21 protein-coding genes are annotated in these 25468 nt (G+C 53.2%); 11 read left to right on the forward strand and 10 right to left on the reverse strand.

Annotated elements, in window-relative coordinates:
• Positions 1-112: 112 nt before the first annotated feature.
• Positions 113-1063: a DUF1471 family protein YdgH gene (gene ydgH, locus FDP13_RS00005; protein ID WP_143838092.1), complete on the reverse strand. Its 951-nt coding sequence runs from the start codon at positions 1061-1063 to the stop codon at positions 113-115.
• Positions 1064-1573: 510 nt separating this feature from the next.
• On the opposite strand from ydgH, the gene pntA reads away from it, so the two are divergent.
• Both pntA and pntB read left to right on the forward strand, forming a co-directional pair.
• A complete protein-coding gene (pntA, locus tag FDP13_RS00010) occupies positions 1574-3103 on the forward strand; it encodes a Re/Si-specific NAD(P)(+) transhydrogenase subunit alpha (protein ID WP_143838094.1) in 1530 nt (509 codons plus the stop codon).
• 10 nt (positions 3104-3113) lie between these two features.
• Entirely contained in the window at positions 3114-4502 is a 1389-nt protein-coding gene (pntB, locus tag FDP13_RS00015) for a Re/Si-specific NAD(P)(+) transhydrogenase subunit beta (protein ID WP_033577164.1), read from the forward strand.
• 95 nt (positions 4503-4597) lie between these two features.
• On the opposite strand, the gene uspE is transcribed toward pntB, so the two are convergent.
• From uspE to sodC, 5 genes are all read right to left on the reverse strand, one after another.
• On the reverse strand, positions 4598-5569 hold the full coding sequence (gene uspE, locus FDP13_RS00020; RefSeq protein WP_033577165.1) for a universal stress protein UspE: 972 nt from the start codon (positions 5567-5569) through the stop codon (positions 4598-4600).
• A 133-nt stretch (positions 5570-5702) separates the two neighbouring features.
• Positions 5703-6455: a fumarate/nitrate reduction transcriptional regulator Fnr gene (gene fnr / locus FDP13_RS00025; RefSeq protein WP_012769793.1), complete on the reverse strand. Its 753-nt coding sequence runs from the start codon at positions 6453-6455 to the stop codon at positions 5703-5705.
• 288 nt (positions 6456-6743) lie between these two features.
• Positions 6744-7283, reverse strand: coding sequence for a methylated-DNA--[protein]-cysteine S-methyltransferase (gene ogt, locus FDP13_RS00030; protein WP_033577417.1), 540 nt, complete (start codon positions 7281-7283; stop codon positions 6744-6746).
• Between the two features lie 174 nt (positions 7284-7457).
• Positions 7458-9401 (reverse strand): methyl-accepting chemotaxis protein, encoded by a 1944-nt coding sequence (locus FDP13_RS00035; RefSeq protein WP_143838096.1) that lies wholly within the window; start codon positions 9399-9401, stop codon positions 7458-7460.
• Between the two features lie 321 nt (positions 9402-9722).
• Positions 9723-10247, reverse strand: coding sequence for a superoxide dismutase family protein (gene sodC, locus FDP13_RS00040; RefSeq protein ID WP_143838374.1), 525 nt, complete (start codon positions 10245-10247; stop codon positions 9723-9725).
• Positions 10248-10655: 408 nt separating this feature from the next.
• Here sodC and FDP13_RS00045 point away from each other — a divergent pair, with 408 nt between their 5' ends.
• Complete coding sequence (locus FDP13_RS00045) at positions 10656-11228, forward strand: hypothetical protein (protein ID WP_033577419.1); 573 nt, start codon at positions 10656-10658, stop codon at positions 11226-11228.
• Positions 11229-11431: 203 nt separating this feature from the next.
• A complete protein-coding gene (locus tag FDP13_RS00050) occupies positions 11432-13393 on the forward strand; it encodes a methyl-accepting chemotaxis protein (RefSeq protein WP_033577420.1) in 1962 nt (653 codons plus the stop codon).
• 78 nt (positions 13394-13471) lie between these two features.
• Here FDP13_RS00050 and FDP13_RS00055 read toward each other — a convergent pair whose 3' ends face one another.
• Entirely contained in the window at positions 13472-14749 is a 1278-nt protein-coding gene (locus FDP13_RS00055; RefSeq protein ID WP_033577421.1) for a PTS ascorbate transporter subunit IIC, read from the reverse strand.
• A 205-nt stretch (positions 14750-14954) separates the two neighbouring features.
• Positions 14955-15461 (reverse strand): phenolic acid decarboxylase, encoded by a 507-nt coding sequence (locus FDP13_RS00060; protein WP_012769799.1) that lies wholly within the window; start codon positions 15459-15461, stop codon positions 14955-14957.
• Between the two features lie 143 nt (positions 15462-15604).
• On the opposite strand from FDP13_RS00060, the gene FDP13_RS00065 reads away from it, so the two are divergent.
• Positions 15605-16498, forward strand: coding sequence for a LysR family transcriptional regulator (locus FDP13_RS00065; RefSeq protein WP_143838376.1), 894 nt, complete (start codon positions 15605-15607; stop codon positions 16496-16498).
• Positions 16499-16565: 67 nt separating this feature from the next.
• On the opposite strand, the gene FDP13_RS00070 is transcribed toward FDP13_RS00065, so the two are convergent.
• Positions 16566-17690: an ROK family protein gene (locus tag FDP13_RS00070; RefSeq protein WP_143838098.1), complete on the reverse strand. Its 1125-nt coding sequence runs from the start codon at positions 17688-17690 to the stop codon at positions 16566-16568.
• Positions 17691-18227: 537 nt separating this feature from the next.
• Between FDP13_RS00070 and FDP13_RS00075 the strand changes: the two genes are divergently transcribed.
• The 6 genes from FDP13_RS00075 to FDP13_RS00100 all read left to right on the forward strand — a co-directional run bounded on the left by FDP13_RS00075 (position 18228) and on the right by FDP13_RS00100 (position 23833).
• Positions 18228-19307 carry an ABC transporter ATP-binding protein gene (locus FDP13_RS00075; RefSeq protein WP_012769802.1) on the forward strand — a complete coding sequence of 360 codons (1080 nt, stop codon included), beginning with the start codon at positions 18228-18230 and terminating at the stop codon, positions 19305-19307.
• Complete coding sequence (locus tag FDP13_RS00080; RefSeq protein ID WP_012769803.1) at positions 19304-20158, forward strand: ABC transporter permease; 855 nt, start codon at positions 19304-19306, stop codon at positions 20156-20158. Before FDP13_RS00075 ends, FDP13_RS00080 begins: the two co-directional genes overlap by 4 nt.
• A 3-nt stretch (positions 20159-20161) precedes the next feature.
• Positions 20162-20995, forward strand: coding sequence for an ABC transporter permease (locus FDP13_RS00085; protein WP_012769804.1), 834 nt, complete (start codon positions 20162-20164; stop codon positions 20993-20995).
• Positions 20996-21033: 38 nt separating this feature from the next.
• Positions 21034-22167, forward strand: coding sequence for an extracellular solute-binding protein (locus FDP13_RS00090; RefSeq protein ID WP_143838100.1), 1134 nt, complete (start codon positions 21034-21036; stop codon positions 22165-22167).
• 127 nt (positions 22168-22294) lie between these two features.
• Complete coding sequence (locus tag FDP13_RS00095; protein ID WP_143838101.1) at positions 22295-23053, forward strand: glycerophosphodiester phosphodiesterase family protein; 759 nt, start codon at positions 22295-22297, stop codon at positions 23051-23053.
• Positions 23054-23068: 15 nt separating this feature from the next.
• Positions 23069-23833, forward strand: a complete 765-nt coding sequence (locus tag FDP13_RS00100; protein ID WP_012769807.1) for an inositol monophosphatase family protein — start codon at positions 23069-23071, stop codon at positions 23831-23833.
• 72 nt (positions 23834-23905) lie between these two features.
• Here the strand turns inward: FDP13_RS00100 and FDP13_RS00105 are convergent, their stop codons facing one another.
• Positions 23906-25462 carry a ferritin-like domain-containing protein gene (locus tag FDP13_RS00105; RefSeq protein WP_143838103.1) on the reverse strand — a complete coding sequence of 519 codons (1557 nt, stop codon included), beginning with the start codon at positions 25460-25462 and terminating at the stop codon, positions 23906-23908.
• Positions 25463-25468: the final 6 nt, after the last annotated feature.

Raw genomic sequence — 25468 nt, forward strand, 5'->3', positions numbered from 1 at the left:
CATCAAAAAATGATGAGGCTATTGTCGTCTACCCACTGGATCGTTCAACCGATCATTTGCTTAACCGATCGGTGTTAGCCGGTCGGCGGTTTTTTTATGCATCAGGTTACGATTATTTGTACAGATCGGCGCTGATGGTGTAGTGGTCGCCTTTTTCCTGCCACTCTTTGGTGATGTGGTAGAACTTAGCGCCTTTTTTCGCAGCCTGTTTGGCAACGGCTTCAGAAATGTCCGTCGGGCTGCTGAAGCTGCCGCGGAAGGTAATGGAATCAAACGGCGCCATCTGTGCGGCCGTGGCGTTGTTCAGTTCCTGAATTTTTGTACCGTCAGGCATGGTGACACTGTAACGTGAACCAACGGATGACGATTGAGTCTGGAAGAAGTTACCGACTTTGTCGCTCAGGCTGGAAGAGGTCGCCACGCCGGGGATTTCCACTTTTGAAGCGGCTGCGCCACCCGCGGCAATAGCGGCTTTACCGGCTTCGGAGTCGGCAGGAATGGCATCAGGGCTTTGTACCTGACGCTTCGGTGCATCTTTCTTATAAACAAAGGCGGTAATTGACTGGGTTGCACCGCTGGAATTGATGTCAACCTGGCGGACAATGTAGAAGGAATAGGCATTTTTCTGTTTGGCGGCTTTGCCGATCGCTTCGTTGACTTCCGGTTGGTTGGCAAAGAAACCGGTAATGGTCACGGTGTCATAAGGTTCCAGACGAACGGCTTCATCCTTCGGTAATTCTTTGACGCCGCTGAATTCACGGTGAGAAGCATCCTTGACGGCGGCAGGCGCGTCTTTCTTATACAAATCAACGGTGACCTGCCAACGGCCGCCATTGACTTCAGATGTGCTCTGAATGTAAAAAGCGGCGGCGCCACGCTCATCTGCCTTTTTGGACGCATCGGCAGCGGCTTCGTAAATGGCATCGTAACGACCAAAAAAGTTAATACGTTCAAAGGGTTTGAGTGATTCTGCTTTCTCTGGCGTAAGTTCCTGCGCAGCCTGCGCCGAAAACGCTACTATTGATAAGAAAGTGGATGCAACAACGCAAGTTTTCAGCTTCATAAACAATCCTTTCGCCTGACGCATACGGTGAATACGTACCAAGCCGTGTTCTGTGGTAGCCGCTGATTATGGCATGGAACACCCTGTTATGCCTCTGCATTTTAAGCCAAATTCCGCAAATTCGGCCGGCGGATGGCCGAGAAAAAGAAAAATGGAAATAATCACGATTAATAATCGAATTCATTTTATAAACCATATTTATCGCAATTAATGTGGTTAACAAAGCATTAACAGTGCCTTTTTGTGAGATAGCGTTGAATATTGTGATAGCAATAATGCTAGAAAAACTTGTTTTAGCTGTGATTTTTGACCGTAAACAGACGCTGCCGCCTACCATAACTCTGCTTTTAGAACGTAATGGTTTTAGCAGTGGATCATTAATTCCATTTTAAGTAGGTTATAAAGGGACTTATCGCTGCCGCCAAGGGTGCTGGCAACAGCGACAAGTTATTTTTCAAGTGATTGACACAGCCTATATAAAACCTTCGTGACAACGAAAAGGGATTCACAATGCGTATTGGTGTACCAAAAGAGAGGTTGGCCAATGAAGCCCGTGTCGCAGCCACGCCGAAAACGGTGGAACAACTGCTGAAACTGGGCTTTGAGGTCGCTATTGAGAGTGGGGCAGGCAAGCTCGCCAGTTTCGACGACAGTGCTTACGAACAAGCGGGCGCGACGATTCTGGATACCTCGGCGGTCTGGCAGAGCGATATCGTGCTTAAGGTGAATGCGCCGCTGGATGAGGAAATCGAATTAATCCGCGCCGGCAGCACGATTATTAGCTTCATCTGGCCGGCGCAGAACCCGGCGTTGCTTGAAACGCTGGCGGCGCGTCAGGTGACTGTTTTGGCGATGGATGCCGTGCCGCGTATTTCTCGTGCCCAATCGATGGATGCGCTGAGTTCGATGGCGAACATCGCCGGTTATCGCGCCATTGTTGAGGCGGCGCATGAGTTCGGGCGCTTCTTTACCGGCCAGATCACGGCGGCAGGTAAAGTGCCGCCGGCCAAGGTGTTGATTATCGGCGCCGGCGTCGCTGGCCTGGCGGCGATCGGGGCGGCGGGGAGCCTGGGCGCCATCGTGCGTGCGTTTGATACTCGCCCGGAAGTAAAAGAGCAGGTTAAAAGCATGGGCGCCGAATTCCTGGAACTGGAGTTCGAAGAAGAAGCCGGCAGTGGCGATGGCTATGCCAAGGTGATGTCCGAGGCTTTTATCAAAGCAGAGATGGCGTTGTTCGCCGCGCAAGCGCAGGACGTGGATATTATTGTCACCACTGCGTTGATCCCCGGTAAACCGGCTCCGCGTCTGATTACCCGCGAGATGGTACAGAGCATGAAACCCGGCAGCGTGATTGTTGATCTGGCGGCACAGACCGGCGGTAACTGCGAATTGACCATCGCTGATCAAGTCACGGTGACGGAAAACGGTGTCAAAATCATCGGTTATACGGATCTGCCAAGCCGCTTGCCGACGCAGTCGTCACAGTTGTACGGCACCAATCTGGTGAACCTGTTGAAGTTGTTGTGTAAAGAGAAAAACGGCGAGATCGATATCGATTTCGAAGATAACGTGATTCGCGGCGTGACGGTCATTAAGTCCGGCGAGCTCACCTGGCCGGCACCGCCGATTCAGGTTTCTGCACAACCGCAGCAGGCTAAACCGGCCGCCGCCGCCGCTAAGCCGGATGCCAAACCCGCCTCACCCTGGAATAAATTTATTTTTATTGCCATCGCCATCGTGCTGTTCGGCTGGCTGGCGAATGTGGCGCCGAAAGAGTTTCTGTCTCACTTTACGGTATTTGCGCTGTCCTGCGTGGTGGGATACTACGTGGTCTGGAACGTCAGCCACGCGCTGCATACGCCGTTGATGTCGGTCACCAATGCCATTTCCGGCATCATTGTGGTGGGGGCGTTGTTGCAGATTGGGCATGGCGGATGGGTGTCCTTCCTCTCCTTCATCGCCGTGCTGATCGCCAGCATCAATATTTTCGGCGGGTTTACCGTCACTCAGCGTATGCTGAAAATGTTCCGCAAGAATTAAGGGGTAACGGATGTCTGGAGGATTAGTGACGGCAGCGTATATCGTTGCTGCAATTTTGTTTATTTTCAGCCTGGCGGGTTTATCCAAACACGAGACGTCCCGTCAGGGGAACATTTTCGGCATTAGCGGGATGACCATTGCGCTGTTGGCGACCATTCTGGGGCCGAACGCCGGCAACGTCGGGTGGATTATCGCGGCGATGGTGATCGGCGGCGCTATCGGCGTGCATCTGGCACGCAAGGTAGAAATGACCGAAATGCCGGAACTGGTGGCGATTCTGCACAGTTTTGTCGGTCTGGCGGCGGTATTGGTCGGTTTCAACAGCTTTATCGGCGAAAGCGACATTGCTGACCCGATCATGGAAAATATCCATCTGACCGAAGTGTTTCTGGGCATTTTCATCGGTGCGGTGACCTTTACCGGTTCGATCGTCGCGTTTGGCAAACTGCGTGGTCTGTTTTCATCCAAGCCGCTGATGCTGCCGAATCGCCATAAACTGAATCTGCTGGCGCTGGTACTGTCATTCCTGTTGCTGCTGGTGTTTGTCAAAACCGCGAGTACCGGTATGCAGGTGTTTGCGCTGTTGTTGATGACGCTGATTGCACTGGCGTTTGGCTGGCATCTGGTGGCGTCTATCGGCGGTGCGGATATGCCGGTGGTGGTTTCCATGCTGAACTCCTATTCCGGTTGGGCGGCGGCAGCGGCAGGGTTTATGCTGAGCAACGATCTGTTGATCGTCACCGGTGCGCTGGTGGGGTCTTCAGGGGCGATTCTGTCTTACATCATGTGCAAGGCGATGAACCGTTCGTTTATTAGCGTGATTGCCGGTGGTTTCGGCACGGATGGCTCGTCTACCGGTAGTGAGGACGCGGTCGGTGAACATCGTGAAACCACGGCGGAAGAGGTGGCGGAATTACTGAAAAATTCCACCTCGGTGATCATTACGCCGGGCTATGGCATGGCGGTGGCGCAGGCGCAATACCCCGTGCATGACATTACCGCTAAATTACGCGCTCGCGGCATCAACGTCCGTTTCGGTATTCACCCGGTAGCCGGGCGCTTGCCGGGTCATATGAACGTCCTGCTGGCGGAAGCGAAAGTACCTTATGATATCGTGCTGGAAATGGATGAAATCAATGATGATTTCACCGATACCGATACCGTACTGGTCATTGGCGCTAATGATACGGTTAACCCGGCGGCGCAGGAAGATCCGCATAGCCCGATTGCCGGTATGCCGGTGCTGGAAGTCTGGAAAGCGCAGAACGTTATTGTGTTCAAACGTTCGATGAATACCGGCTATGCCGGCGTGCAGAATCCGCTGTTCTTCAAAGAAAATACACAGATGTTGTTTGGCGATGCGAAAGAGAGCGTCGAAGCAATTCTGAAAGCCTTGTAAGTCAGGTTTCTCGGAAAGTGAAGACATCTGATAAAACAGGGGCCGATGGCCCCTGTTATCTTGTAGCGTGTTTATGTCGTGCGACCTTTCGGCCCTTAGGCCGTTTTGTCTTGATTGTTCGCCTCGTTTTCTCCCTGCAATGTGACCGGAGAAACAAAGTCATCCGGTTTAATCGCCAGCAGATCACATTTAAGGTGATCGATCACATGTTCTACCGTATTGCCGATGAACGCCGCCGATAGGCCGGTACGCCCCAGCGAGCCCAGCACAACCACTCCCGCCTGCAGATGCTCAGCCAGGTCGGGAATCACCTCTTCGGGCAGCCCTTTCTCTACATGCGTCACACGTTCATCCAGATTGAATTTCTGACGAAGCGACTTCATGGCCAACAGGTGTTGACCACGAATTGCGCCGTTATAGACGCCGGGGTCGAAATCCGGCAGTTCAATCGCGATATTGATGGGGGTAACCGGATATGCGCCAACCAGGTGCACCTCGGTTTGATTCACCTGACGCGCCAGATCCAGCGCTTCCGATACCAGTTTGATATTGAGCGGGTCGTGATACGGGTCTTCGCTGGCCAGATTGACCGCCACCAGCGCACGACCGCCTTCCGGCCATGGCTGATCTTTCACCATCCAGACTGGGCAAGGGCATTTGCGCAATAACTGCCAGTCGGTAGGGGTGAAAATCACCGCTTCCAGCCTGTCGTGTTGGTGAGCCATTTTGAGCAATAAATCGTGATGACCGGCAATAACCTCCTGAATAATGGCTTCATAAGGTTTGTTATGCCAGACTACCTTGATATCAATGGAAATTCCCGCATCAAGATAGTATTTACACTGTTCCGCAATCCATTCGGTTCGTTGGGCGATAACCCCTTGTCTCATCTCGGTTCTTTCATCCGGAGAGAGCAGAGTGGTCATTTCGTAGGAAAAGTCGTAAATGGGCAAAAACGCCTTGATACGACCCCCCAGTCGCTGGACCAGATAAACGGCACGCCGCAGTGCGGGTTGGTCATCCTGATTGGGGTCAATAGCTACCAGTAAATTCTGATACTTCGCCATAGCTCCTCCTGTTGGCTGTCACTCTGCAGCCTGCCCGTTAAGAGTAACGCAAGGAAATCGCTTTGAACAACGGGTGATAGAAGCCGGATCAACAATTCAGAGCAATCATTGATCCGGCACAGGGCTGGTAGTATTAAGCTTTACTGCGTGATGAACCCGCCAGTTCAGCCAGCAACTCCGTATTTTCGATAGTGATGTATTTGCCTTTCACCGCCAACATGCCGGTTTTCTGGAAACGGCCAAGCAGGCGACTAATGGTTTCCACCGTTAAACCGAGATAGTTGCCGATGTCGCCGCGGGTCATGGTTAGACGGAATTCCCGAGGCGAGAAGCCGCGCTGGGCGAAACGGCGGGACAAATTGTAAATGAAAGCAGCCAGACGCTCTTCGGCATTTTTCTTCGACAACAGCAGGATCATGTCCTGATCGCCACGGATCTCGCCGCTCATCAGCCGCATCATTTGCTGGCGCAAATTGGGCATTTTACCGGACAGGTCATCCAGCGTTTCAAACGGGATTTCACACACCATGGACGTTTCCAGTGCCTGAGCGAAGCTGGGATGCTGGGCGTTGCCGATAGCGTCAAAACCCACCAGATCGCCGGCCAGATGGAAACCGGTGATTTGTTCATCCCCTTGCTCGGTAATCGTGTAACTTTTAATGGTGCCTGAGCGGATGGCATACAGTGATTTTAGTTCGTCACCAGCCTTGAACAACGCTTGCCCTTTCTGGATGGGTTTTTTCCTTTCGATAATGTTGTCGAGTTGATCGAGTTCGTGCTCGTTCAATGTGAAAGGAATACAGAGCTGGCTGATACTGCAATCCTGACAGTGGATTGCGCAACCGCCAGACTGAATGCGTCGGATTATTCGCTTTTCAGGAATCATAGACTTTACTCAGGCGATAATTGATATTGGTCAATTTTAACAGCTTTTATTGGGTCTGATAAGAGCCACTATCTGTGGAACTGGTCAGTAAATAGTGAGCTTATTAATATTTTTACCATGATATACCCGTCATACTTCAAGTTGCAGGTGCGTTGGCTGCGTTCGTTCACCCGAATCACTTACCTGAGTAAGCTCATCGGGATTCTCTCTCTTGCCGCCTTCCTGCAACTCGAATTACTTTGGGTATATTGGGCGTTTTTAACCCGTTAACTCGCGACGCTCGCTAACTTATCGACGGGGATTGAATAAATCTTGCTGCGGCAAATACCCTTCATGGGTTAATAGCCAGTGTTTACGATGAATACCGCCGGCATAACCGGTCAGTGTGCCCTGTGAGCCGATGACGCGATGACAGGGGACCACAATACTGACGGGATTGGAGCCGTTCGCCAGGCCAACAGCGCGTGCGGCGCCGGGTTGTCCGAGTCTGGCGGCCAGCTCGCCGTAGGTCGTGGTACTGCCGCAGGGGATTGTGCGAAGCGCCTGCCATACCCGCTGCTGAAAGTCAGTACCCGCAGCGGCTACCGGCAAGGCGTCAATAATAGTGAGGTCGCCGGCGAAATAAGCGCGCAGGATATCGGTTAATTCACCGGGGTTATTACAGGCCTTTAACACAAACGGATCGTGACGATAACGCTTATTCAGAGATTGATAGAGCTTTTCTTCATATTCACGCCATTCCACCGCCCTAAGATGATAATTTTCATCGGTTATCAATAATAATTCCCCGATGGGCGTGGAAAGCGAATCAAATAAAAATGTCTGCATGGATATCGTGTTATAAAACGCCGGTCAATGCTAATGACGCGCTAACCTGATTTGATCGTGGCGGCATTGTCGCTTTAATAGCGTCGTCTGTCACATAAAAACTGCAGGATTTTTTCAGAAAGGGACGGCGGCGATAATCGGGCAACCCGACATCGCCGCTGATTGAGGCGGGGTTTAGGATGACGCCAGTTTTTGAAGTGTAGTCAACTGGTTAACCGCATCCTGCATCGCATCCATGCCTTTGGCCAGGTTTTTAAGGTTACCCAGATTAGAGGTCATATTGCTCCGGTCTTTATCTGTTTCCGCACTCATGTCGGCGATTTGATTTGCCGCCGAGATACTTTTATCCGCCATTTGCGCCGTTGTTGTGACCGTTTGCTGAGCAATGGAGCGAATATGCGCGATGGTTTGCACCGCTTCGTTGATGCTGTGAGTGGTGGCATCCACCTGTTCTTTGGATGAACTGGCCAGTTTGCGCACCTCTTCGGCGACCACGGCGAATCCCCGTCCGGCTTCTCCCGCCCGTGCCGCTTCCACCGCCGCGTTCAATGCCAACAGATTGGTTTTATCGGCAATGGCGTTGATGCCGCTGGTAATCTGGCTGATGCCTTTTGAAATGCGTTCCAGATCGTTGAGGCCGGTTTCAAGGCGGAGTTGCGCTTCCTGGGTTTTTGAAGCGGATTCACTGATCGCGCGGATACTCGTTTGGGCGATATCAAGCGTATCGCTTTGCCGTAGCGTCGCCTGTTCCAGTTGGGGCATGGCCGTCAGCAAGGGCGCCAGCGCCTGTTCATAATCAACCACCTGTTTGACCACGGTGGACTGGATATCATGCAGCGCTTCCCAACGCCGTAAGGCACGCTGGGCATAGTGGCCGGCATAGGCCGCGTATTCGACCGGAAAGTGCGTCATGGCTTTCACATCGCGGTCGAAAAAGGCCAACGCCGACAGCGTCTGGTTGATAGGGACTCCCAGAATTTCACCAAAACTGGAAAACCCTGCGGCAGGCACCTGATCGAAGAATTGGGCCTGTTCCAGTTCGGTGTTGCCTGCCCGGCGGAGTACGCAGTCGTTAAGCAGAACCAGATCCGGTTTACCGTATTGCGAAACGAACTGTTGCCAGTCTCGCTCGGTGGTGGAGATAAAATCTGTTGATTGCATAAGGTACAGACGGTCGCCGAATTCCAGATCGCAGAAAAAAGAAATGTGGTCTTCTTTGATTGAAGCCACCGAGCGAACGAAGTACTCGTCATTGACCTTAACTGCAAAGGTTTTTCCCGCCAGATGTTCACCGATTTGATGCGGATGGCAACGCAGGCATGAGGCGATCGCCTCAATAATAGGTTGTTCATGGCCACTGGCGTCGAAAACGGATTTCACCGTGCGGTCGACCGGGTCCGCCTCTGCGACCAGCCAGCTTTGTTTTGTCGGTTCAAAGTTCTGGCTCTTGAATGGCGCGAAGGACTTGCCGGGCGCCATCTGGCAGAACACGATCACCGCTTTTCCTTGCAGTACCGCATTGTCGGCACCAATGTACGTTCCGCTAAAGTCGAGCCGTCCGCCTGCTGCGCCGCCGATAGTCAGACAAGGGAAACGGCGACAGGCATACCAGGCTTGCATCAGGAACCCTTCCGACGCTGCCAGCCCGTCACAATAAATCAGCGCAAAGGTGTTATCCGAAGAGAGCGGCATACTGACATTCAGACGCTCCAGTTCCCGCTTGATCCCCTCGATTCTGGCACGGGCGCTGTGTTTGTCATGCACGTGCAGGTCTACCATGTGCACTTCATGTTTGGCGATCAGCGACTGCGGCATCCATAGCCAACTGCCATACGGGCTGTTCATGTCGCAGTACGTGGAGTGATTACGTTGACTGCACAATGCCCCTGTGGACGACAGGGTAATAACGGTTCGATTAGGCGCTGAGAAACGTTGCCAGGCGCGGTTGACCTCCGAAAAGTTGGCTTCGGGCGGCACAAATGCCAACAGCAAGCCCGGTTTTGATGGTAAACCGAGTGCCGACAGCGAGGAGGGTAATGCATCACAGCGATAGGCCCCACGAGCAGGGCGGTTCCTTTTTAAACCCGGGATTGTGATATGGCTCAGGAAAGATGACATAATATTCCCACTCCCTATATTTAAATTAATTTAATGGGAAGCCCAGTTAATCCTACGAGATGCAGTTAGTGCGTAGGGTGATCCTGATCACCTGATGTCACTGGAATAAGTAAGAAATTCATTTCCGTGTACAGGATCACACCGATAGTGCCCCTCGTTACTGTCGCGCTTGCACGGCAATCGCGGCATTTTGTAACATTTGATAAATATTTAGGTTAATTAATGTATTCTTAAGGTTGCCTTACTTCTATGCCGTAGCGAGTCGGGGGCTGGAGACGGTCTGGAAAGGTGGCCGATTAGGCTACGTCGGCCAACCTTGTGTCATTGAATGACGCCGCAGGCGATACGTATGCCACCGCCGCCGAGTTCTTTCGGCGTATCCGCGTAGTTATCGCCGCCGGTATGAATCATCAGCGCGTGGTTTTTTACTTCCGCGAGCGATTTCAACCGTGGGGCCAGCACTTCGTAATTGGCGGAGCCATCGCCATTAACCACCAGCCCTGGCAGGTCGCCAAGATGGCCTTTGTCGTTATAAGGGCCGAGATGTTTGCCGGTTTTCAACGGGTCCAGATGTCCGCCCGCGGCCAGAGCCGGTACTTTGTTGCCATTTTGTTCACCCGGCGCGCAACTGCCGTTGGCATGGATATGAAAACCGTGGATACCCGCAGGCAACCCTTTCAGGTTGGGACTGAACAGCAGTCCGTATTCCGTTTCGGTAATCGTGATATCGCCAAGGGTATTGCCGTCTCCTGTCGGTAGTGCCTCTTTTAACGTTACCGTGGTGTTGGCCGCGTGGGCTACCGCGCTGACCAACAGGCCGGACAGAATTAATACTTTTAGTTTCATGGTGTTCCCTTCTTTTCCGCTGCGCTGGTTTGCTGCGCGGTGAGTATTGCGCGGCAAAACCGCGGTCATGCCGAAGACATAAGGTGTCGATTCGCTCATCAAAACTGATTTACCCATCAAAACTGGTTCGCGCATTAAAACTTTCGTGCATTAAAACTTTCGTACACTAAAACTATAGTTGCCATGATACGGCACGCCAATCTTTTTTGTGACGTTGTCACGTTTGATTGGCGTAAATCCGGTGGCGAAATTTGGATTACCACGGTTTATCACCCAGGATTGGGAAATGGAATAACGCAATCGCGCTAAAAGTTGGCGCTATCACACTGATAAATCAGCAATGCGATATATAGTGTAATCAGGGGATGGAATGATGATTAAAAAATGAGGCATGAAGGAGACAAGAAAATGAGTAAGGGCGTGATAACGAAAGGGCTGTGTGGTCTATTGCTGGCGATGCCGCTCTCTGGTTTTGCCGACAACAATAATCCGGATCTGATTGCCGGTTATACCTCACAACAATTGGCTGATGCTTTACCGACAGTGATTGACGGCCTGAAACGTCGGGGCGTGCAAGTGGATGCGAAAGAGCATTCGGTGCAGGCGGAATATGTCGATACGGACACGAAACGTAAGACATTGGTGACTATTTATATGCCGCCGACGGCGAGTGGGCAGGCGACTGTCGGTGATAATGAACTGGATGCGGTGGTCGCCAGTTCTGAGAAAGAAATGCTGCGCCAGCGTATTCGGCCGGAAAAAAAGGAGCTGGTTGCCGATGGCGCGCCAAGGTTCCGTTGTCTGTTGACCATCCTGAATGATCATGTCGTGCATTCGTTATGTTCTGCCGTGGTGAAAGGTCGGGTGGTGGAAATCCAGCCGGTTACACTGGTCGATAATAAAATGTTTGAACCGGCACAGCAGCGTCAGGTCGGCGTGGTGTTGGCAATCGGTAAGAGTCTATTAGCCCCCGCAAAATGATGATCGCCAGTATTCAGCCCTGCCGACGGCAGGGCTTTTGTGTTTTGATGAAAAAAAATCAGTGATGATCAATTAAAAGCAAATTATGGGTTAAAGTGTGATGCAAGTCACATCAAGTTGCTAAAATAAAACCAATATTTTCCGATAAGTAAAATATCTGTACGCCTTTATCATGGCGTATCCACTTGGTCGGAGAAGCAAGGATGAGTGTATTTGGGAATGCAGTGAGAAATTTAAAGATCTCTCATAAGCTGTATGGCGGGTTTGGTATTGTATTGCTGCTGGTTATTCTGGCATCCGCTTTTAGCTCGGTGCGTTTTTTCATGATTCGGGACTTGTATATTAAAAGTTCGATTATGAATGAAATGGGAAATTTTATTGATCTTACCCGAATTGCCCGTATTAAGTTCACCTATACCCTCAATAATGACAATCTCAACAACCTGAATAAGTATCTGGATCAGGCCCGTCAGTTAAATGAAAAAGCCAATGCATTGAGCTGGGATGAGGCTTATCAGGCGGATTTTAAAAATGTGGCGCAGGATTTTACGGATTACGCCAAAAATATCGATCGCGTCAAAAGTAGCGTTGACGGTATGAATGAGGTCACGAAAGATATCGCGGCGCTTGACCAGAAAGAAACCCTGAGTGATGTGCTTTACACTACTGCAAATGATATCAATCTGTTACGTCAGTATCATCAGACTACCGTGCTCTATGCGCAACTGGTGGATAACGTGCATTTGTTGCAAAAAGAAGGCAGCGATGCGGCGTTTAAAGCAATGCAGGGCGTTTACTCTCAGGCGAAGAAATCTTTCGATAGTTTGAATGGCGCACTCTCCGCGGAAGCAAAAAATAGTATCAGCGAGCTGGGTAACCGAATTGAGCGTTACAATCAGAGCGGGGTGAAATATAACGAGAAGGTTAATCAGTTGAAAGCGTCTGATGCCGCGCTCAGAGCGACAGGGGATAAACTGATTAATGACATTGATGGCATTCTCAAAAAGATCGGTACTCGTAACGAAGATATCATCAATAATTCAGTGTTCCAGACGGTCATTTCCGGCATCATCGCCGCGATGCTGGGATTATTTATTGCCTGGTCGGTCACGCGCCAGATTACCCGACCGGTGATTGCCAACCTGAAACTGGCGGAGAAGATCGCCAGCGGCGATTTGTCGGCCAGCGTGACGGTGGAGCGCCACGATGAGCTGGGGCAGTTGACGCTGGCCATGATGTCGATGACGGAAAAGCTGCGCCAGTTGATCGCCGACATTCGGCATAGCGTTTATAGCGTGGCAAAAGCCTCGTCCGATATTGCGGCCGGCAATAATGACCTCTCGTCACGTACCGAACAGCAGTCGTCGGCGATTGTCGAGACTGCCGCCAGTATGGAACAACTGACCGCTACCGTGAAAAACAATGCCGACAATGCTCGCCATGCCAGCCAGATTTCTGAACAGGCGTCTGATAACGCTAACCGGGGCGGCGAGATCATTCACAAAGTTGTCCAGACGATGGATGAGATTTCCGGTAGTTCGAAGAAGATTTCCGACATTACCAGCGTCATTAACAGTATTGCATTCCAGACTAATATTCTGGCGCTGAACGCGGCGGTGGAAGCGGCGCGCGCAGGGGAGCAAGGGCGCGGCTTCGCGGTCGTCGCCGGTGAGGTCCGCAATCTGGCGCAACGCAGTTCGCAGGCGGCCAAAGAGATAGAGGGGTTGATTTCAGAATCGGTGACCCGCGTCAATACCGGCACGGTGCTGGTGTCGGATGCGGGGAGCGCCATGGATGACATTATGGCATCCGTCAAGCGGGTGCACGACATCATGGGGGAAATCGCCTCGGCGTCGGATGAGCAGAGCCGCGGCATCGCACAAATAGGCGCGGCGGTATCGGAAATGGATACCACTATCCAGCAGAACGCTTCGATGGTGCACGAATCATCGGCGGCGTCGAATTCACTGGAAGATGAAGCGGCGAAGCTGTCGCAACTGGTGTCGGTATTCCGTCTGTCGACACAGGATGAATCACAGGCATCGGGCTATCCCCCGTCGCTAAGCAACCACCGGTCACGCCAGGCCGAACCCGCCAATCGGCCGGCGGCGCTGCCTGCCAGCCGCTCAACCCGTTCGTCAGCGGATAACTGGACGACGTTCTGAGTCGGCGCATTGGCATGACGGATAACAACGGCAGGCCCAGATGGCCTGCCGTTGTGTTTGATAGACCTCAACGCGCGGTCAGTTAAACCAGCGCAGCAGGCGATCCAAAATCAGTGACGGCAGAGTGAAATCCGGATCGGCGAACGTGACGCCTTGTGCGCCGAGATGCGAAAACAGTGGCAGCGTCAACGCCGGCAACACACAGAGCAACAGGCCGTTCAGGCTGCTGGCCAGCACCGCACCGCGTACACCGCCGGTCGCGTTTCCGAAAATAGCGGCGGCGCCGCCGGTGATGAAACTGGCCATGATACCCGGCACGATAATCGGCAGCCCGATCAGCGGGAACAGCAGAATGCAGACCAGCTCTACCGAGAAGCTGACCAGAAAACCGATCAATGTAGCGTTGGGGGCTTTGGTAAAGAGCACCATCACGTCGACGGCAGGAATGGCGCCAGGGGCGAACACGTTGGCGAATCCTTTAAATGCCGGCACGATTTCGGCCGTAAACAGGTTGACGCCCGCTTTCGCCAGATACAGTCCGCAGGCAAACGTAGCGGATTGCTCCAGAATAAAGATCACTACGTTTTTATCCGCAGCACCGGTGCCGTATACCATCACCATGGCGTCTTTAATTTGCGGCTGGGTGGCAAACAGGCAGGAAAGCAGCAACAGCACCAGCATGGTCAGCAAGGTGGCGACATTCGGTTCCCGCAAGAAATCAAAACGCTGGCTGAGCGTCATGTGCTCCGTATCGCTGTTTTTGTTGCCAAACCATTTTCCCAGATAAGAACCGATCACGTAGGAGGTAATAGCGGCGTGTGAAATGGCGTATTCGTTAGAACCGATAATCGCGCGACTGAACCGGCTGAGAATATAGGGCGAGGCAGCCATATAAATGCCGATCAGCAGTGATGAAACGATAATAATCGTGGTGTTGCTGTAATTGAGTTGAATTAGCACCGCGGTAAACGCAAACGCCATGAACAACACCAAATGCAGCGACAGGTAGATATATTTTAAGCGGGTAAAGCGGGCCAGCAGAATATTCAGCAACATTGCGAACAGCAGAATCAGTGCGGCGGTAGCACCGATCTTGTCGATGGTTGCCGCCATAATGGCTTCATTACTGGGCACCACGCCGGCGATATCGAAAGCATGAGAAAACAATGAACTGAAAGCCGTCAGCACTTTCATCAGAATACCGCCACCGATTTTTATCATGGTAAAACCGATAAACGATAAAAAAGTGCCGGTGATCAGGCGGGAAAGCGACGCGCGCTGAAACAACAAACCGAGAAATGCCACGATGGCAATAATGACCGAGGGGGTTTTAACCAAACTAAGCAAAATATCCATGTTTCATCATCCATAAAGTTAGCGGTTATCCAGTAAACCGAAAATAGACCGTATTCACGCTGGATGGCGGATTTTTGCATTTTTTAAAATGGCGTTCCACTTTAATCTGGTGATGACATGACGCCTGATAATGCCGGGAAAAACGAGGGAAGGTAGATAAAAAGGAGCCGAAAAGCGGCGGACCGAATAGTCCGCCAGGCGATGTTTAGCGCAGGTTCTGCGGGAAATTGTCCGGCAGATCGCTGGCCGGGCAATTGATCACGTTGTCGTCGTTTTCGCCGCAATCACGCACAAAGGTAATAGTGGCAAATTCGTCAATCACTTCAGTCGGGTAGGCGGGGCCTGCCGCACGGTAAGACTCCATCAACGGAATGTAATCGTTCTGGAAACAGACGGTTTTTTCCGGATTGTTGATGACCCAGCGCGGGAAGAAAATGGTGCCGTGGAAAATCCGATCAGCCAGATTAATGATCAGGCTCACATCAGTACCGGTGGGTTCCGTCCAGGAGATTTTATAGACGTCGCGCGCGACGCGGGCGATAAACACCTGCTGGTCCTTCACCCAGCGATTGGCCACGATACCACTATGGATGCGGTAATCCAGCGTGTGGTCATTTTTCACGTATATCTCGTAATTCCAGCCGTTATCGTAGGTATAGACCAGGTGTTTTCCCACAAAACCGCTCAGATCCTGCTTGTCGAAATTGCTCATACTCTTTTCCTTTTTGTTGGCTGTAGGTGAGTATAAAGGCGAGTTAATTTGATGAATAACGCTGTTTTTAGTGTTAATTAATTCAATAATTGGATGAATTGAAGTGATGAATCTGGCGATATCAAAAGGCGGGCTGAAGCATGATGTTGACGAAAACGACACTGGAACAATGGGCGTTGCTGCAGGCGGTCGTCGAGTTGGGCGGGTTTGCTCCGGCGGCGCAAGCGTTTAATCGTAGCCAGTCTTCGGTCAGTTATCAGCTGTCGCTGATGCAGGAGCGGCTCGGTGTGTCGTTGCTGGAGCCTTCCGGACGCCGAACGGTGCTGACTGCCCAAGGGCAGCAATTGCTGACGCAAGCAATCCCGTTGCTCAATGCCTTCAGGGCACTGGAGTTGCGGGCAGATATGCTGCGACGCGGCGGCCGAGCCAGGCTTGATCTGGTGGTGGACAGTATCTTCCCTAAACCAATCTTGTTTGGCGCATTACGCACCTTTCAATTGCGTCATCCACATACCCAGGTGCATTTGATGGAGGTGCTGCGCAGTGAAAGCCGGGCGCAACTTGCCGGGTATCAGGCCGATATCTGGTTAATTTCTCAGCCGTGGGAAGGGGTTAATCGGGGGCGGTTGTTGATGGAAATGGCGTTTGTCGCCGTCGCGCGGGCTGACCATCCGTTGCATCAACTGACAACGCCCTTGTCATTTGCCGATCTTGCCGCTTATCCGCTGATCGAAATCATTGACCGGCAACAGCAAAAAGACAGCCTGTATAAGCCGGCCAGTACCGAGAACTGGACGTTTACTACCGTCGAGGCGGCGATAGAAGCGGTGACGCACGGCGTCGGCTATGGCTGGATGCCGGAAGCACGTGTCGCATCCTGGCTGGCCTCCGGTGAATTAAAGCTGTTGCCGTTACCACAGGGAGGGCGGCGTTTTACGCCGCTCTATCTGGTGGTGGAAGAAGAGAAACAGCCTTATGACACGGAAGTCGCCACGCTGGTGGCGTTGTTGACGGAAGCGACGGCGACATATGATTAGCATGACGTTGTCACCTTTTCCGGCAACAACATCTTTACCGGCAACAACATCGGGCGGTACGCCGGCATCAGGTGAAATAGCGGGCTTTGAAAGGCATTAACGCCGCGCCAATGACCGCAGGGTCATGTTGTATCTTGCTCAGCAAGAGTCGCGGATAGCGGGCGGCCTGTCCATAACGTGGCGGTTGCTGGGTGGGGGGAACACTGAGCAACATTTCTCCCAAGGCTACCGGTAATTCGCCGCCAAATACGATGGCGGCCGGGTCTACCACCGCTCGCAGCGCATCAATGGCCCGATTCAGATACGGCTTGACCTCATCAACCCACTCGTGCACGCCAGGCCATTGCGGGTCAAACTGTTGGCGCAGCGCGCTGACCTGGCGGATGTTGATACCGCGGGCATTAAGCCGTTTGAGTAACTCTCCCAGTGCCGGCCGCGAAGGGAATTCCTGCTCGGTATAAATACGGCTGATTTCCCCCGCATTACCGAAAGAACCGCAAAACGGCTGGCCGTTGAGAATAAGGCCGGCGCCAAAACCGTAATTGAATGACAGGTAGCCGAAGGTGGGATAGTGCAGTCCTGCGCCCAGCACGGATTCGCCAATCGCACCGGTGGTGGCGTTGTTTTCTGTCCAGACTTCCAGGTCAAACAGGGTTTCCAGCTCACTTTTGAGATCGACCAGCGACCAGTCGTGCAGCGGCTCCGGTGCATTGAACAACCGCTTTTCTTCCATCAGATAACCGGCGATGGCGAACCCGACGCCAACTACCGCCTGCGCGGGTATGGCGTACTGTTGCAGTGCCTTACGTATCCGTGTTTTCAAGGTAAACATGGCCCGAGTGCGGTCATCCGGCGGGAGATCCAGTGTTTCTTCATGCAGTACCTGACAACTGAAATCGCACAGGCAAAATGCCAGCGTATCGGTATTCACCGAAATGCCGATGCTGTAACGCGCGGACGGCGCCAGCTCCAACGCCGGGCTGGGTTTGCCGCGCCCGTGCACGATACTTTCGCCCAACCGCAGCAATCCGCGATCCAGCAGGTTATCAATAATGCGGTGTACCGATGGCTGGGTGAGATTGGTTTGCGGCGAAACGGCGGAGCGCATGATGCAGCGATGGCGGCGAACAATATCCAGAACCAGACGTTCGTTCACCGTGATGCTTTCGTTGTCGTGAAGTATTGGCCGCATCAGGCGCAACCTCCCGCGAGTGTAGTCATGCTGTGTAGATCCTTTTTATAGTGATAAACCGTACAGTTAGCCGTTTGCTAAGAATGACCTGCCAGGAATGCATTCGATGCCAATTATTAAACGTATTGAATGATAATGTCATTATGTATGAGGGGGTATCAATAAAATAGCGCCATTCTTACTAAGGTAATGGGGTTGTTTTATATATTTACTTACATATCAGTCTATTGATGAATCTGTTTTTGATGACATATTTGTAACATATCTGTCATTATTATTATGCATAATGCATTATAAATTGAATTGGCGACGTTTTCACCTTGTATACCCCAAATAATTCGAGTTGCAGGACAACACGCTCGCGTGTTGAACAACGCAAAGCGTTGGCCCTTCAGGGCAAGACTCATTATGAGTCTTGTAACGCGGCAAGAGAGAGACAAATTCGTCGGGAACGAATTTGACCAGCCAACGCACCTGCAACGTGAAGTATGAAGGGTATAAAACAGGTGTATTGCGGGCTACGGGAGAACATGCGTAATGAGTCGACTGGAAGTAGAATGCGCCAGCGTGGCTTACGGTGATATTCCCGTTCTTAAGGGCGTATCGTTCGATGTCGGCGAAGGTGAATTCGTTACCCTGCTTGGCCCGTCAGGATGCGGTAAAACCACGCTATTGCGCGCGATAGCCGGTTTTGTACCGCTGGACGACGGGCGTATCCGTATTGGTGGCCGGGAGATGAATGGCCTGGCGCCGGAAAAACGCAATACGGCGATGTGCTTCCAGTCCTATGCATTATTTCCCCATCTGACGGTATCGGAAAATATCGCCTTCGGGCTACAACAACGGCCTGTAGAGCGGGAGACGCTCAGCCACCGGGTGGTGGAAACGGCGCTGATGGTGGCGATGGCCGGGCATCTCGACAAATTGCCCGGCCAGCTCTCCGGTGGACAACAACAGCGGGTGGCGCTGGCGCGATCGATGGCGGTACGACCGGATGTGATGCTCTTTGATGAGCCATTATCCAATCTGGATGCCAGGTTACGCGAGCAACTGCGTTTACAGATCCGCATGTTGCAACGCAAGCAGGGTTTTACCGCCGTGTACGTTACACATGATCAGGCGGAAGCGCTGGCAATGTCCGACAAGGTGATTGTGATGCACGGCGGCCGCATTATTCAGGCCGGTACTCCGCAGGACATTTATCACCGGCCAGTCAACCGATTTGTCGCCGATTTTATTGGCACGGCCAATATCATGACGGGCTCTGTTATATCACGCGATGAATATAGCGGGCATTATCGGGTCGCCACCGCACTCGGCGAGCTGATTGTGGCGTCGGATGAAGCACCGCGTCATGATCGCGTTTATTTGTGCTGGCGACCGGAAAACGCCCGTCTGCTGCCGATGCCTTCGCAGGGGCAAAATATCTTTTCGCTGCGCATCAAACGCCATACTTTTCTTGGCAACCTGACTGACATTGAAGGGTGTTCGCCGGATTCCGATACCCAGAGCTACCGTATTCAATTGTTAGGCTCCCAGCCGTTGCTGGAAGGCGATATTCACTGTTTTTCAGTGCCTCCCGGCGCGTTGCGTTTTTTGCAGGAGGTGGTGACATGAGGGCGTCATTGATGGCGTATCTGTTGCTGTTGCCGGGGGTGGGCGTGATCGTGCTGGCGATGGGGGCCGTCGTAGGGATGGCGTTCTCTCAGTCGCTGGGTTTTTTCAATTTTGCCGGAGACAGTGAATTCTCGCTGCGTTTTTGGCAAACCATGCTGGCTGACGAGCAGCTCTGGCGCTCTTTTTTCTATTCGGCGCGTATTGCGCTGCTCAGTGCGGTGCTGTCGGTCGTATTGGCTTATCCTCTGGCCATCTGGCTACGCAACCCCTTTCCTGGTGCGGTGACCCTGCGTGCCGTGTTGAAAGCGCCGTTGCTGGTGCCGGGGCTGACGGCGGCATTTCTGTTCGTCAATTTCATCTCTTATCAAGGGTTTCTCAACCTGGCGATGCTACGGCTGGGGCTAACGGAACGGCCGATTCGCCTGCAAAACGATGCCAACGGCATTGGCGTGATTGTGCTTCAGGTGTGGAAACAGATGCCGTTTGCGTTGTTGCTGCTGAGCGGCTCGGTGCAGGCTATCGGCGATACCCTGCTGGATGCCGCCCGCAATCTGGGGGCCGGCATGTGGGTTCGTTTCCGCCGTATTGTGTTGCCGCTGACGTTGCGGGCGTTGCAGACCGCCATGATGCTTATTTTCATTGGTGCGGCGGGTGATTTTTCCTTTCAGTCGGTAGCCGGCCCGGTCAACCTAAATTCGATGTCGCAACTGATGCTGCGCGTACAGCAGGCGGGAACGGAAGGCTGGAATCAGGCGGCGGTGGTGGCGGTAATGCTGATGCTGTTGTCGCTGGCGGGAGCCGGGTTATTGGCCCTCGCTACGGGTGCGGCCGTACGTGGCATAAGGGGATAAGCGATGCAGCAAACGGCCGTTAACCGACTCAATCGTCTGCTGGTGGCGTTGTTTCTGTTGCTGGGGTGTGTGTGGTTTATTCTGCCGTTTGCCATGGCGGTGTTGTGGTCGCTGGTGGACCCTGCGCATCCCTGGGCTTACCCGGATGTGTTTCCGCCGGTGTTGTCACTGCTGCGCTGGCGCGATCTCTGGAATAACACCTCATTGCCTGATGCGCTGTTGCACAGCTACCTGCTGGCGCCCTTAGTTACGCTGACTTGCCTGTTGTTGGCGATGCCGACCGCGTATGCCTTAGGCCGGTTGTCGTTTCCCGGTAAAGGCGTCGCTCAGGTATTGACGCTGTTGCCGATCGTATTGCCGGGATTCGTGGTGGCGGTCTTCTTCTCTTCATTGCTCATGCAACTGGGCATCTATTCACGATTTCTGGGGATTTTTCTCGGTCACACGGTGCTGTTCCTGCCGTATGCCATTCGAATCATGAGCGTCTCCTTCAGCCAGGTACGGCAGGATTTGATTGATGCGGCGCGTAATATGAGGGCGTCGCGCTGGCGCGTCTTCCGGGTAGCTTATTGGCCGTCGCTTCAGTCTGGTGCAATGGCATCGATGATTATGGTGTTCATTCTGTCGATTGAAGAATTTTCCGTTTCTTACATCGTGGGGGCGCCTGATTTCATCACCGTTCCTACCATCTTGTATTCCTATCTTGGCTATAACTTCATCCGGCCTAATGCCGCCGTAGTGTCACTGATCCTGGTGCTCCCCAACGTGGTGTTGATGTTACTGATGGAGCGCTGTCTCAAGCATGTGCCGACATCCGCATTCGTTAATAAGGGATAGCGATGATGCGGCTTAATCTTCAGGGGAGGGAATATCGCATGTTTACTCGATTTACGCTGTCGAGGCTGCGCAGGCTGGTTGCGTTGCCGGTTTTGTTGCTGCCGTTGTATCAGGCTCAGGCTGCACCCGTTGATCTAAAAACCCTGTCGTGGACGGATGTGGAAGCGCAGGCGCGTCAGGAAGGGCAACTGACCTGGTTTAACTGGTATTACCAGGATCGGCTGCGCGACGAAGTGAAGGCATTTGAGCGGCAGTATGGTATTCGGGTCACCATTCCGGATGGCGAGGCGGCAGCCAGTATTAACAAGTTGCTGGCGGAGCAGTACCGCGAGCGGGGGGATATCGACGTGATTTCGGTGGGCGGTAGCCAATTTGGGTTACTGAACGGTCCCAAATTGTTTTGGGGGCCGCTCAGATCTCGTTTACCTGATGGCGATAAACTGACTTACCAAATCGAAGGCGTTGATACCCAGGGGTATGCGGTAGCATTTTGGGGTAACCAAACGGTCATCGCTTACCATTCGGCCCGCATCAACGAGCGCGATCTCCCGCGGACGTTACCCCAGTTTGAACAGTTTCTGCAGAAAAACCCCGGCGAATTCACCTTTAACGTGGAAAACGGCGGTTCCGGCCCGGCATTCATCGAATCCATCACACGGACGCTGGTTACCGATGTGAACTACCGGGACGGTCACGTCTCGCCGGAGACAGTGCAGCGGCTGGCGCCGTCCTGGCGTTGGTTCAACCGTTATAAAAGTAGCCTGGTGATCAGCGCCTCCAATGCCGATAGCCTCACCCGGCTGAATGCCGGCGAATTTAAACTTGCCGCATCCTGGGAAGATTTGGTGCTCTCGCAACAGCATAACGGGGACCTGTCGCAGGATATCAAATTCTACCTGCCTGAATTCGGTATGCCGGGCGGTGGGAATGTGGTCGGCATCCCGGCGAATGCCAGACATAAAGCGGCGGCCTTGTTGTTTATTCACTGGCTGACATTGCCGGATACGCAACGACGTTTCCACGCGCAGTTCGGCACAGCGCCGTTGCTGCCCTCCGGCACTGACGACGCAACGGAAGGCGTACTGGACAGATCGCATAGCTTTGCCTGGGCGGCCAAACCCCTGGGCGATGAAATCAAAAAACAATTTATTCAAAACGTGATGCTGAAATGACATCGCGAAGCCTTGTGATGACGTTTGAACAACCGGTTTGTATCCGACGCGGGCAAGGCGGCACGTACTTGGCTCCAACATATTTTTTTACTTAACACCGATGCACTGAAACACCAGGGAAACCATTATGTTTGATGTTGCAACTGAGAATCTGCGCCAGCGGCGTGTGGTAAAGGAGGCGCTGATTGCCCATCGGGGGGCACCCTCACTGGCGCCGGAAAATACGTTGATTGCGATGCACAAGGCGGCGCAACGCGGGGCGACGTGGCTGGAGGTGGATGTCAAACTCACCCGTGATTGTCAGCCGGTCATCATCCATGATGATCGGGTGGATCGCACCACCAACGGGCGCGGGCTGGTGGCGGGGTTGACGCTGGCGGAAATTCGTCGGCTGGAGGCGCGCGCCCAATACGGCGAAGCGTTCGCCGGGGTGACCATCCCGACGCTGCAGGAGTTGATCACCTGCGTACTGGAGCTGGACATGGGGCTACAGCTCGAGCTGAAACCCACCGCGGGAGATGACGTTGAAACCGCCGAGGTGGCGCTGGCCGTCCTGAAATCGATGTGGCCCGCCAACCGCGAGCGCCTGTTTTTGTCGAGCTTTTCCGTGCGTTCGATTCAGGCCGCCGCGAGGCTGATGCCGGATGTCCCGCGGGCGTTTGCGGTGGTGGTGCCGCCGAAGAAACCGTTGGCATTGTTGCAGGAAACACACTGCCAGATTTTACACTGCCTGTCTGAATTGCTGGATGAGGACGCACAACGCATTCTGACGGATAGCGGTATCGAATACGCGGTGGCGGTTGTCAATGACGCAGCGCAGGCCCGGCGCTTTCTGGACAATGGCGCCCAGACGGTGCTGTCTGATATTCCTGATTTGCTGGGTTAATAACCGGAGGGTGTGATGTCTGATTTGCAATTGCGCTTTGAAACCGCCAACGCCGTCATGGAGGAAGCCGCGTTGCTGGCAAAACAACTCTTTGCCCGGCGCGACAGTGTGGTCGTGGAACAGAAATCCGCCAATGATTTTGTGTCGGAGGCGGATCGCCAGGTCGAACAGTTGATCCGCGATCGTTTGAGCGAGGCTTTTCCGCAGGACGCCATCCTCGGCGAGGAAATGGGCGGAGAGGTCGGCGACAGTTTTTGGGCCATCGACCCGATCGACGGCACGACCAACTTTCTGCGTGGTTTGCCGTTATGGGGGATTTCCATCGGGTATGTTGAAAACGGGCTGGCGGTCGTCGGTACGATTGCCTTGCCGATGCTCGGTCTGACGCTGTCGGCGGCGATTGGGTGCGGCGTGTGGCGCAACGGTATGCCTTATCGCCGTCAGGTGCCGTTCAGCGAAATCCGGTTGGTGGCGCTGGGGGAAAGCAATCAATGGGCGGCGGCGGAAGTGGCGGTGATCGATAGTTATCTGCGTGACGAAGGGTGGGCCGTGGCGCGCTATCGTTGCGCGACGGTCGGGCTGAGTTTTGCCGCGCTGGGGTTTACCGACGGTTATGTGGAGAAAAACACCAGCATTTGGGATATCGCCGCCGGGGTCGTGATCGGCTCGGAAGCTGGATTGGTGGTGAAATATCGCGGTCATTACGAGGTGGGGGGAATGCATGTAGCGACAGCCATCCCTGACGTACAACACATTGTCGAACCGTTTTTCAGTATCTGACGGCGTTATCCCATCCAAAAAAAGCACCGCCAACGAGGCGGTGCCGGTATGTCGTTTGTCAGGAAAACGGTATTACTTGTTGATGAATGACCGTGGTTTCGGTGGCGTGGCGGCTAACGCAGCCTGAATCTTCATCGGGTTGAAATAATTACGCATGAGCCGGATGCGATGATCATGGGTGAATTCATAGCGTATCGCCCAGTCGTAGCTGTAAGGTACGCGGGTGGATTTGGTGATACCTTGCTGGCTGCCGTAAGCCATCGCCTGATTGTCGCTAAAGAAGACTTTTTCCACCACTTCACTGCTGAATTCCACCGTCTGACTCATCAACGACCAGAAGCGTGAGAAGCCTTCGTGACCATAGAACACGCCGGTATACGGCACGTCTACCGGGCCTGTCATATCCCACACCAGTTGATCGCTCAGACATGCCAGCGCCATTTGCAAGTCGCCGGCCTCATACGCCTGTGCCAGTTTTTCCAGCGTAGTCTGATTATTGGCGAAGGTTACCGCCTGGCTCTTGGCCTGAAAACGCGGTGGCGGCGGCGGCGTATATTCGAATGTCGGGGCGGCGTGGTAAGCGCTATCGCCGGGGAATGGGTGAGCGACAATCGCCCGGAAATCTTCACGCAGCGAACCCATCGCCATCACGGCAGGGGTCAGCTTGAGCGGCCGGCCGGACAACGCCAGTTGCAGGTTTTCCAAAATTTCGGTGTAACGGCGATTGAAGCGCACAATCGCTTTGCTCAGCTCGCTTTCCGGATAGTCGCTTATCTTGGCTGCACTGTGGGTTCTTACGGCTTTATCCCACTCGATGTTCAGAGGGTCGCCGGTAGGGCCGCTGGCGATGGTGTCGCCATGCGCATACATACGTTCGCAGTAAATTTCGTTGAACCGGTAGTAATGCGGCACGTTGTTTTCGTCGCCCTGCCAAATATTGTGCGGTGAACCTTCACCCTGATCGCAAATCTGACGCAGGGTGTTGACCGCGCTTTCCAGATCGACCACCGGAATGATGTTGCCGTATGAGCCGTGGCAGAACTGATCCGGTTCAATCTGACGCGTCGGGTCGCCGCAGAACACCGCTTTTTCGCCAAACGACTCTACGGCGGCGCGCAAGCGCGATTCGATATAGACGTAATACTCGCCGATAGACATGTCGCTGCAAACGTGACTGGCTACGACTTCAGGACGTACATACTTGGGATGTTCGATTTGCATCGCCTGATGTATGGCGTGCTGGGAGAATGGGTGCAGCTGAATTTCCAGATCTTCAATACCGAACGGCAGCGTCGCCGGATAATCAGGCATGAAGCTGGGGCTGTTGATATCCGGCGTGCCGCCTACCGCATTAAGCAAGTTGCCGACCATGACGAAGTGCAGCATTTCTTCAATCACGACCGAGTGGATCACGTCCGGAACACGCTGATCGATATCGTCATCCACCGTATAAAGCATGGTCAAATAAGGGGGAATGACCGCGTGCTCCAGAACCATCGCTTTTTGTAAGAGATCCCGTATGTCATCCAGTTCATGGGCCAAATCTTTGTGACTGGTCAGTTTGACGTAGCCCTGCTCCCTGAATGTGGTTTCCAAATCGTGCTGTTGGCTTTGTTCGTTTAAGTTCATGGTGTT

It is taken from the genome of Dickeya sp. ws52, assembly GCF_007210685.1.
Classification (GTDB): Bacteria; Pseudomonadota; Gammaproteobacteria; order Enterobacterales; family Enterobacteriaceae; genus Dickeya; species Dickeya chrysanthemi.

What these genes read in the sequence shown, in the direction of transcription:
- ydgH (WP_143838092.1), bottom strand. Translation starts at nt 1,063, where the DNA reads ATGAAGCTGAAAACTTGCGTTGTTGCATCCACTTTCTTATCAATAGTA.
- pntA (WP_143838094.1), top strand. Translation starts at nt 1,574, where the DNA reads ATGCGTATTGGTGTACCAAAAGAGAGGTTGGCCAATGAAGCCCGTGTC.
- pntB (WP_033577164.1), top strand. Translation starts at nt 3,114, where the DNA reads ATGTCTGGAGGATTAGTGACGGCAGCGTATATCGTTGCTGCAATTTTG.
- uspE (WP_033577165.1), bottom strand. Translation starts at nt 5,569, where the DNA reads ATGGCGAAGTATCAGAATTTACTGGTAGCTATTGACCCCAATCAGGAT.
- fnr (WP_012769793.1), bottom strand. Translation starts at nt 6,455, where the DNA reads ATGATTCCTGAAAAGCGAATAATCCGACGCATTCAGTCTGGCGGTTGC.
- ogt (WP_033577417.1), bottom strand. Translation starts at nt 7,283, where the DNA reads ATGCAGACATTTTTATTTGATTCGCTTTCCACGCCCATCGGGGAATTA.
- FDP13_RS00035 (WP_143838096.1), bottom strand. Translation starts at nt 9,401, where the DNA reads ATGTCATCTTTCCTGAGCCATATCACAATCCCGGGTTTAAAAAGGAAC.
- sodC (WP_143838374.1), bottom strand. Translation starts at nt 10,247, where the DNA reads ATGAAACTAAAAGTATTAATTCTGTCCGGCCTGTTGGTCAGCGCGGTA.
- FDP13_RS00045 (WP_033577419.1), top strand. Translation starts at nt 10,656, where the DNA reads ATGAGTAAGGGCGTGATAACGAAAGGGCTGTGTGGTCTATTGCTGGCG.
- FDP13_RS00050 (WP_033577420.1), top strand. Translation starts at nt 11,432, where the DNA reads ATGAGTGTATTTGGGAATGCAGTGAGAAATTTAAAGATCTCTCATAAG.
- FDP13_RS00055 (WP_033577421.1), bottom strand. Translation starts at nt 14,749, where the DNA reads ATGGATATTTTGCTTAGTTTGGTTAAAACCCCCTCGGTCATTATTGCC.
- FDP13_RS00060 (WP_012769799.1), bottom strand. Translation starts at nt 15,461, where the DNA reads ATGAGCAATTTCGACAAGCAGGATCTGAGCGGTTTTGTGGGAAAACAC.
- FDP13_RS00065 (WP_143838376.1), top strand. Translation starts at nt 15,605, where the DNA reads ATGTTGACGAAAACGACACTGGAACAATGGGCGTTGCTGCAGGCGGTC.
- FDP13_RS00070 (WP_143838098.1), bottom strand. Translation starts at nt 17,690, where the DNA reads ATGCGGCCAATACTTCACGACAACGAAAGCATCACGGTGAACGAACGT.
- FDP13_RS00075 (WP_012769802.1), top strand. Translation starts at nt 18,228, where the DNA reads ATGAGTCGACTGGAAGTAGAATGCGCCAGCGTGGCTTACGGTGATATT.
- FDP13_RS00080 (WP_012769803.1), top strand. Translation starts at nt 19,304, where the DNA reads ATGAGGGCGTCATTGATGGCGTATCTGTTGCTGTTGCCGGGGGTGGGC.
- FDP13_RS00085 (WP_012769804.1), top strand. Translation starts at nt 20,162, where the DNA reads ATGCAGCAAACGGCCGTTAACCGACTCAATCGTCTGCTGGTGGCGTTG.
- FDP13_RS00090 (WP_143838100.1), top strand. Translation starts at nt 21,034, where the DNA reads ATGTTTACTCGATTTACGCTGTCGAGGCTGCGCAGGCTGGTTGCGTTG.
- FDP13_RS00095 (WP_143838101.1), top strand. Translation starts at nt 22,295, where the DNA reads ATGTTTGATGTTGCAACTGAGAATCTGCGCCAGCGGCGTGTGGTAAAG.
- FDP13_RS00100 (WP_012769807.1), top strand. Translation starts at nt 23,069, where the DNA reads ATGTCTGATTTGCAATTGCGCTTTGAAACCGCCAACGCCGTCATGGAG.
- FDP13_RS00105 (WP_143838103.1), bottom strand. Translation starts at nt 25,462, where the DNA reads ATGAACTTAAACGAACAAAGCCAACAGCACGATTTGGAAACCACATTC.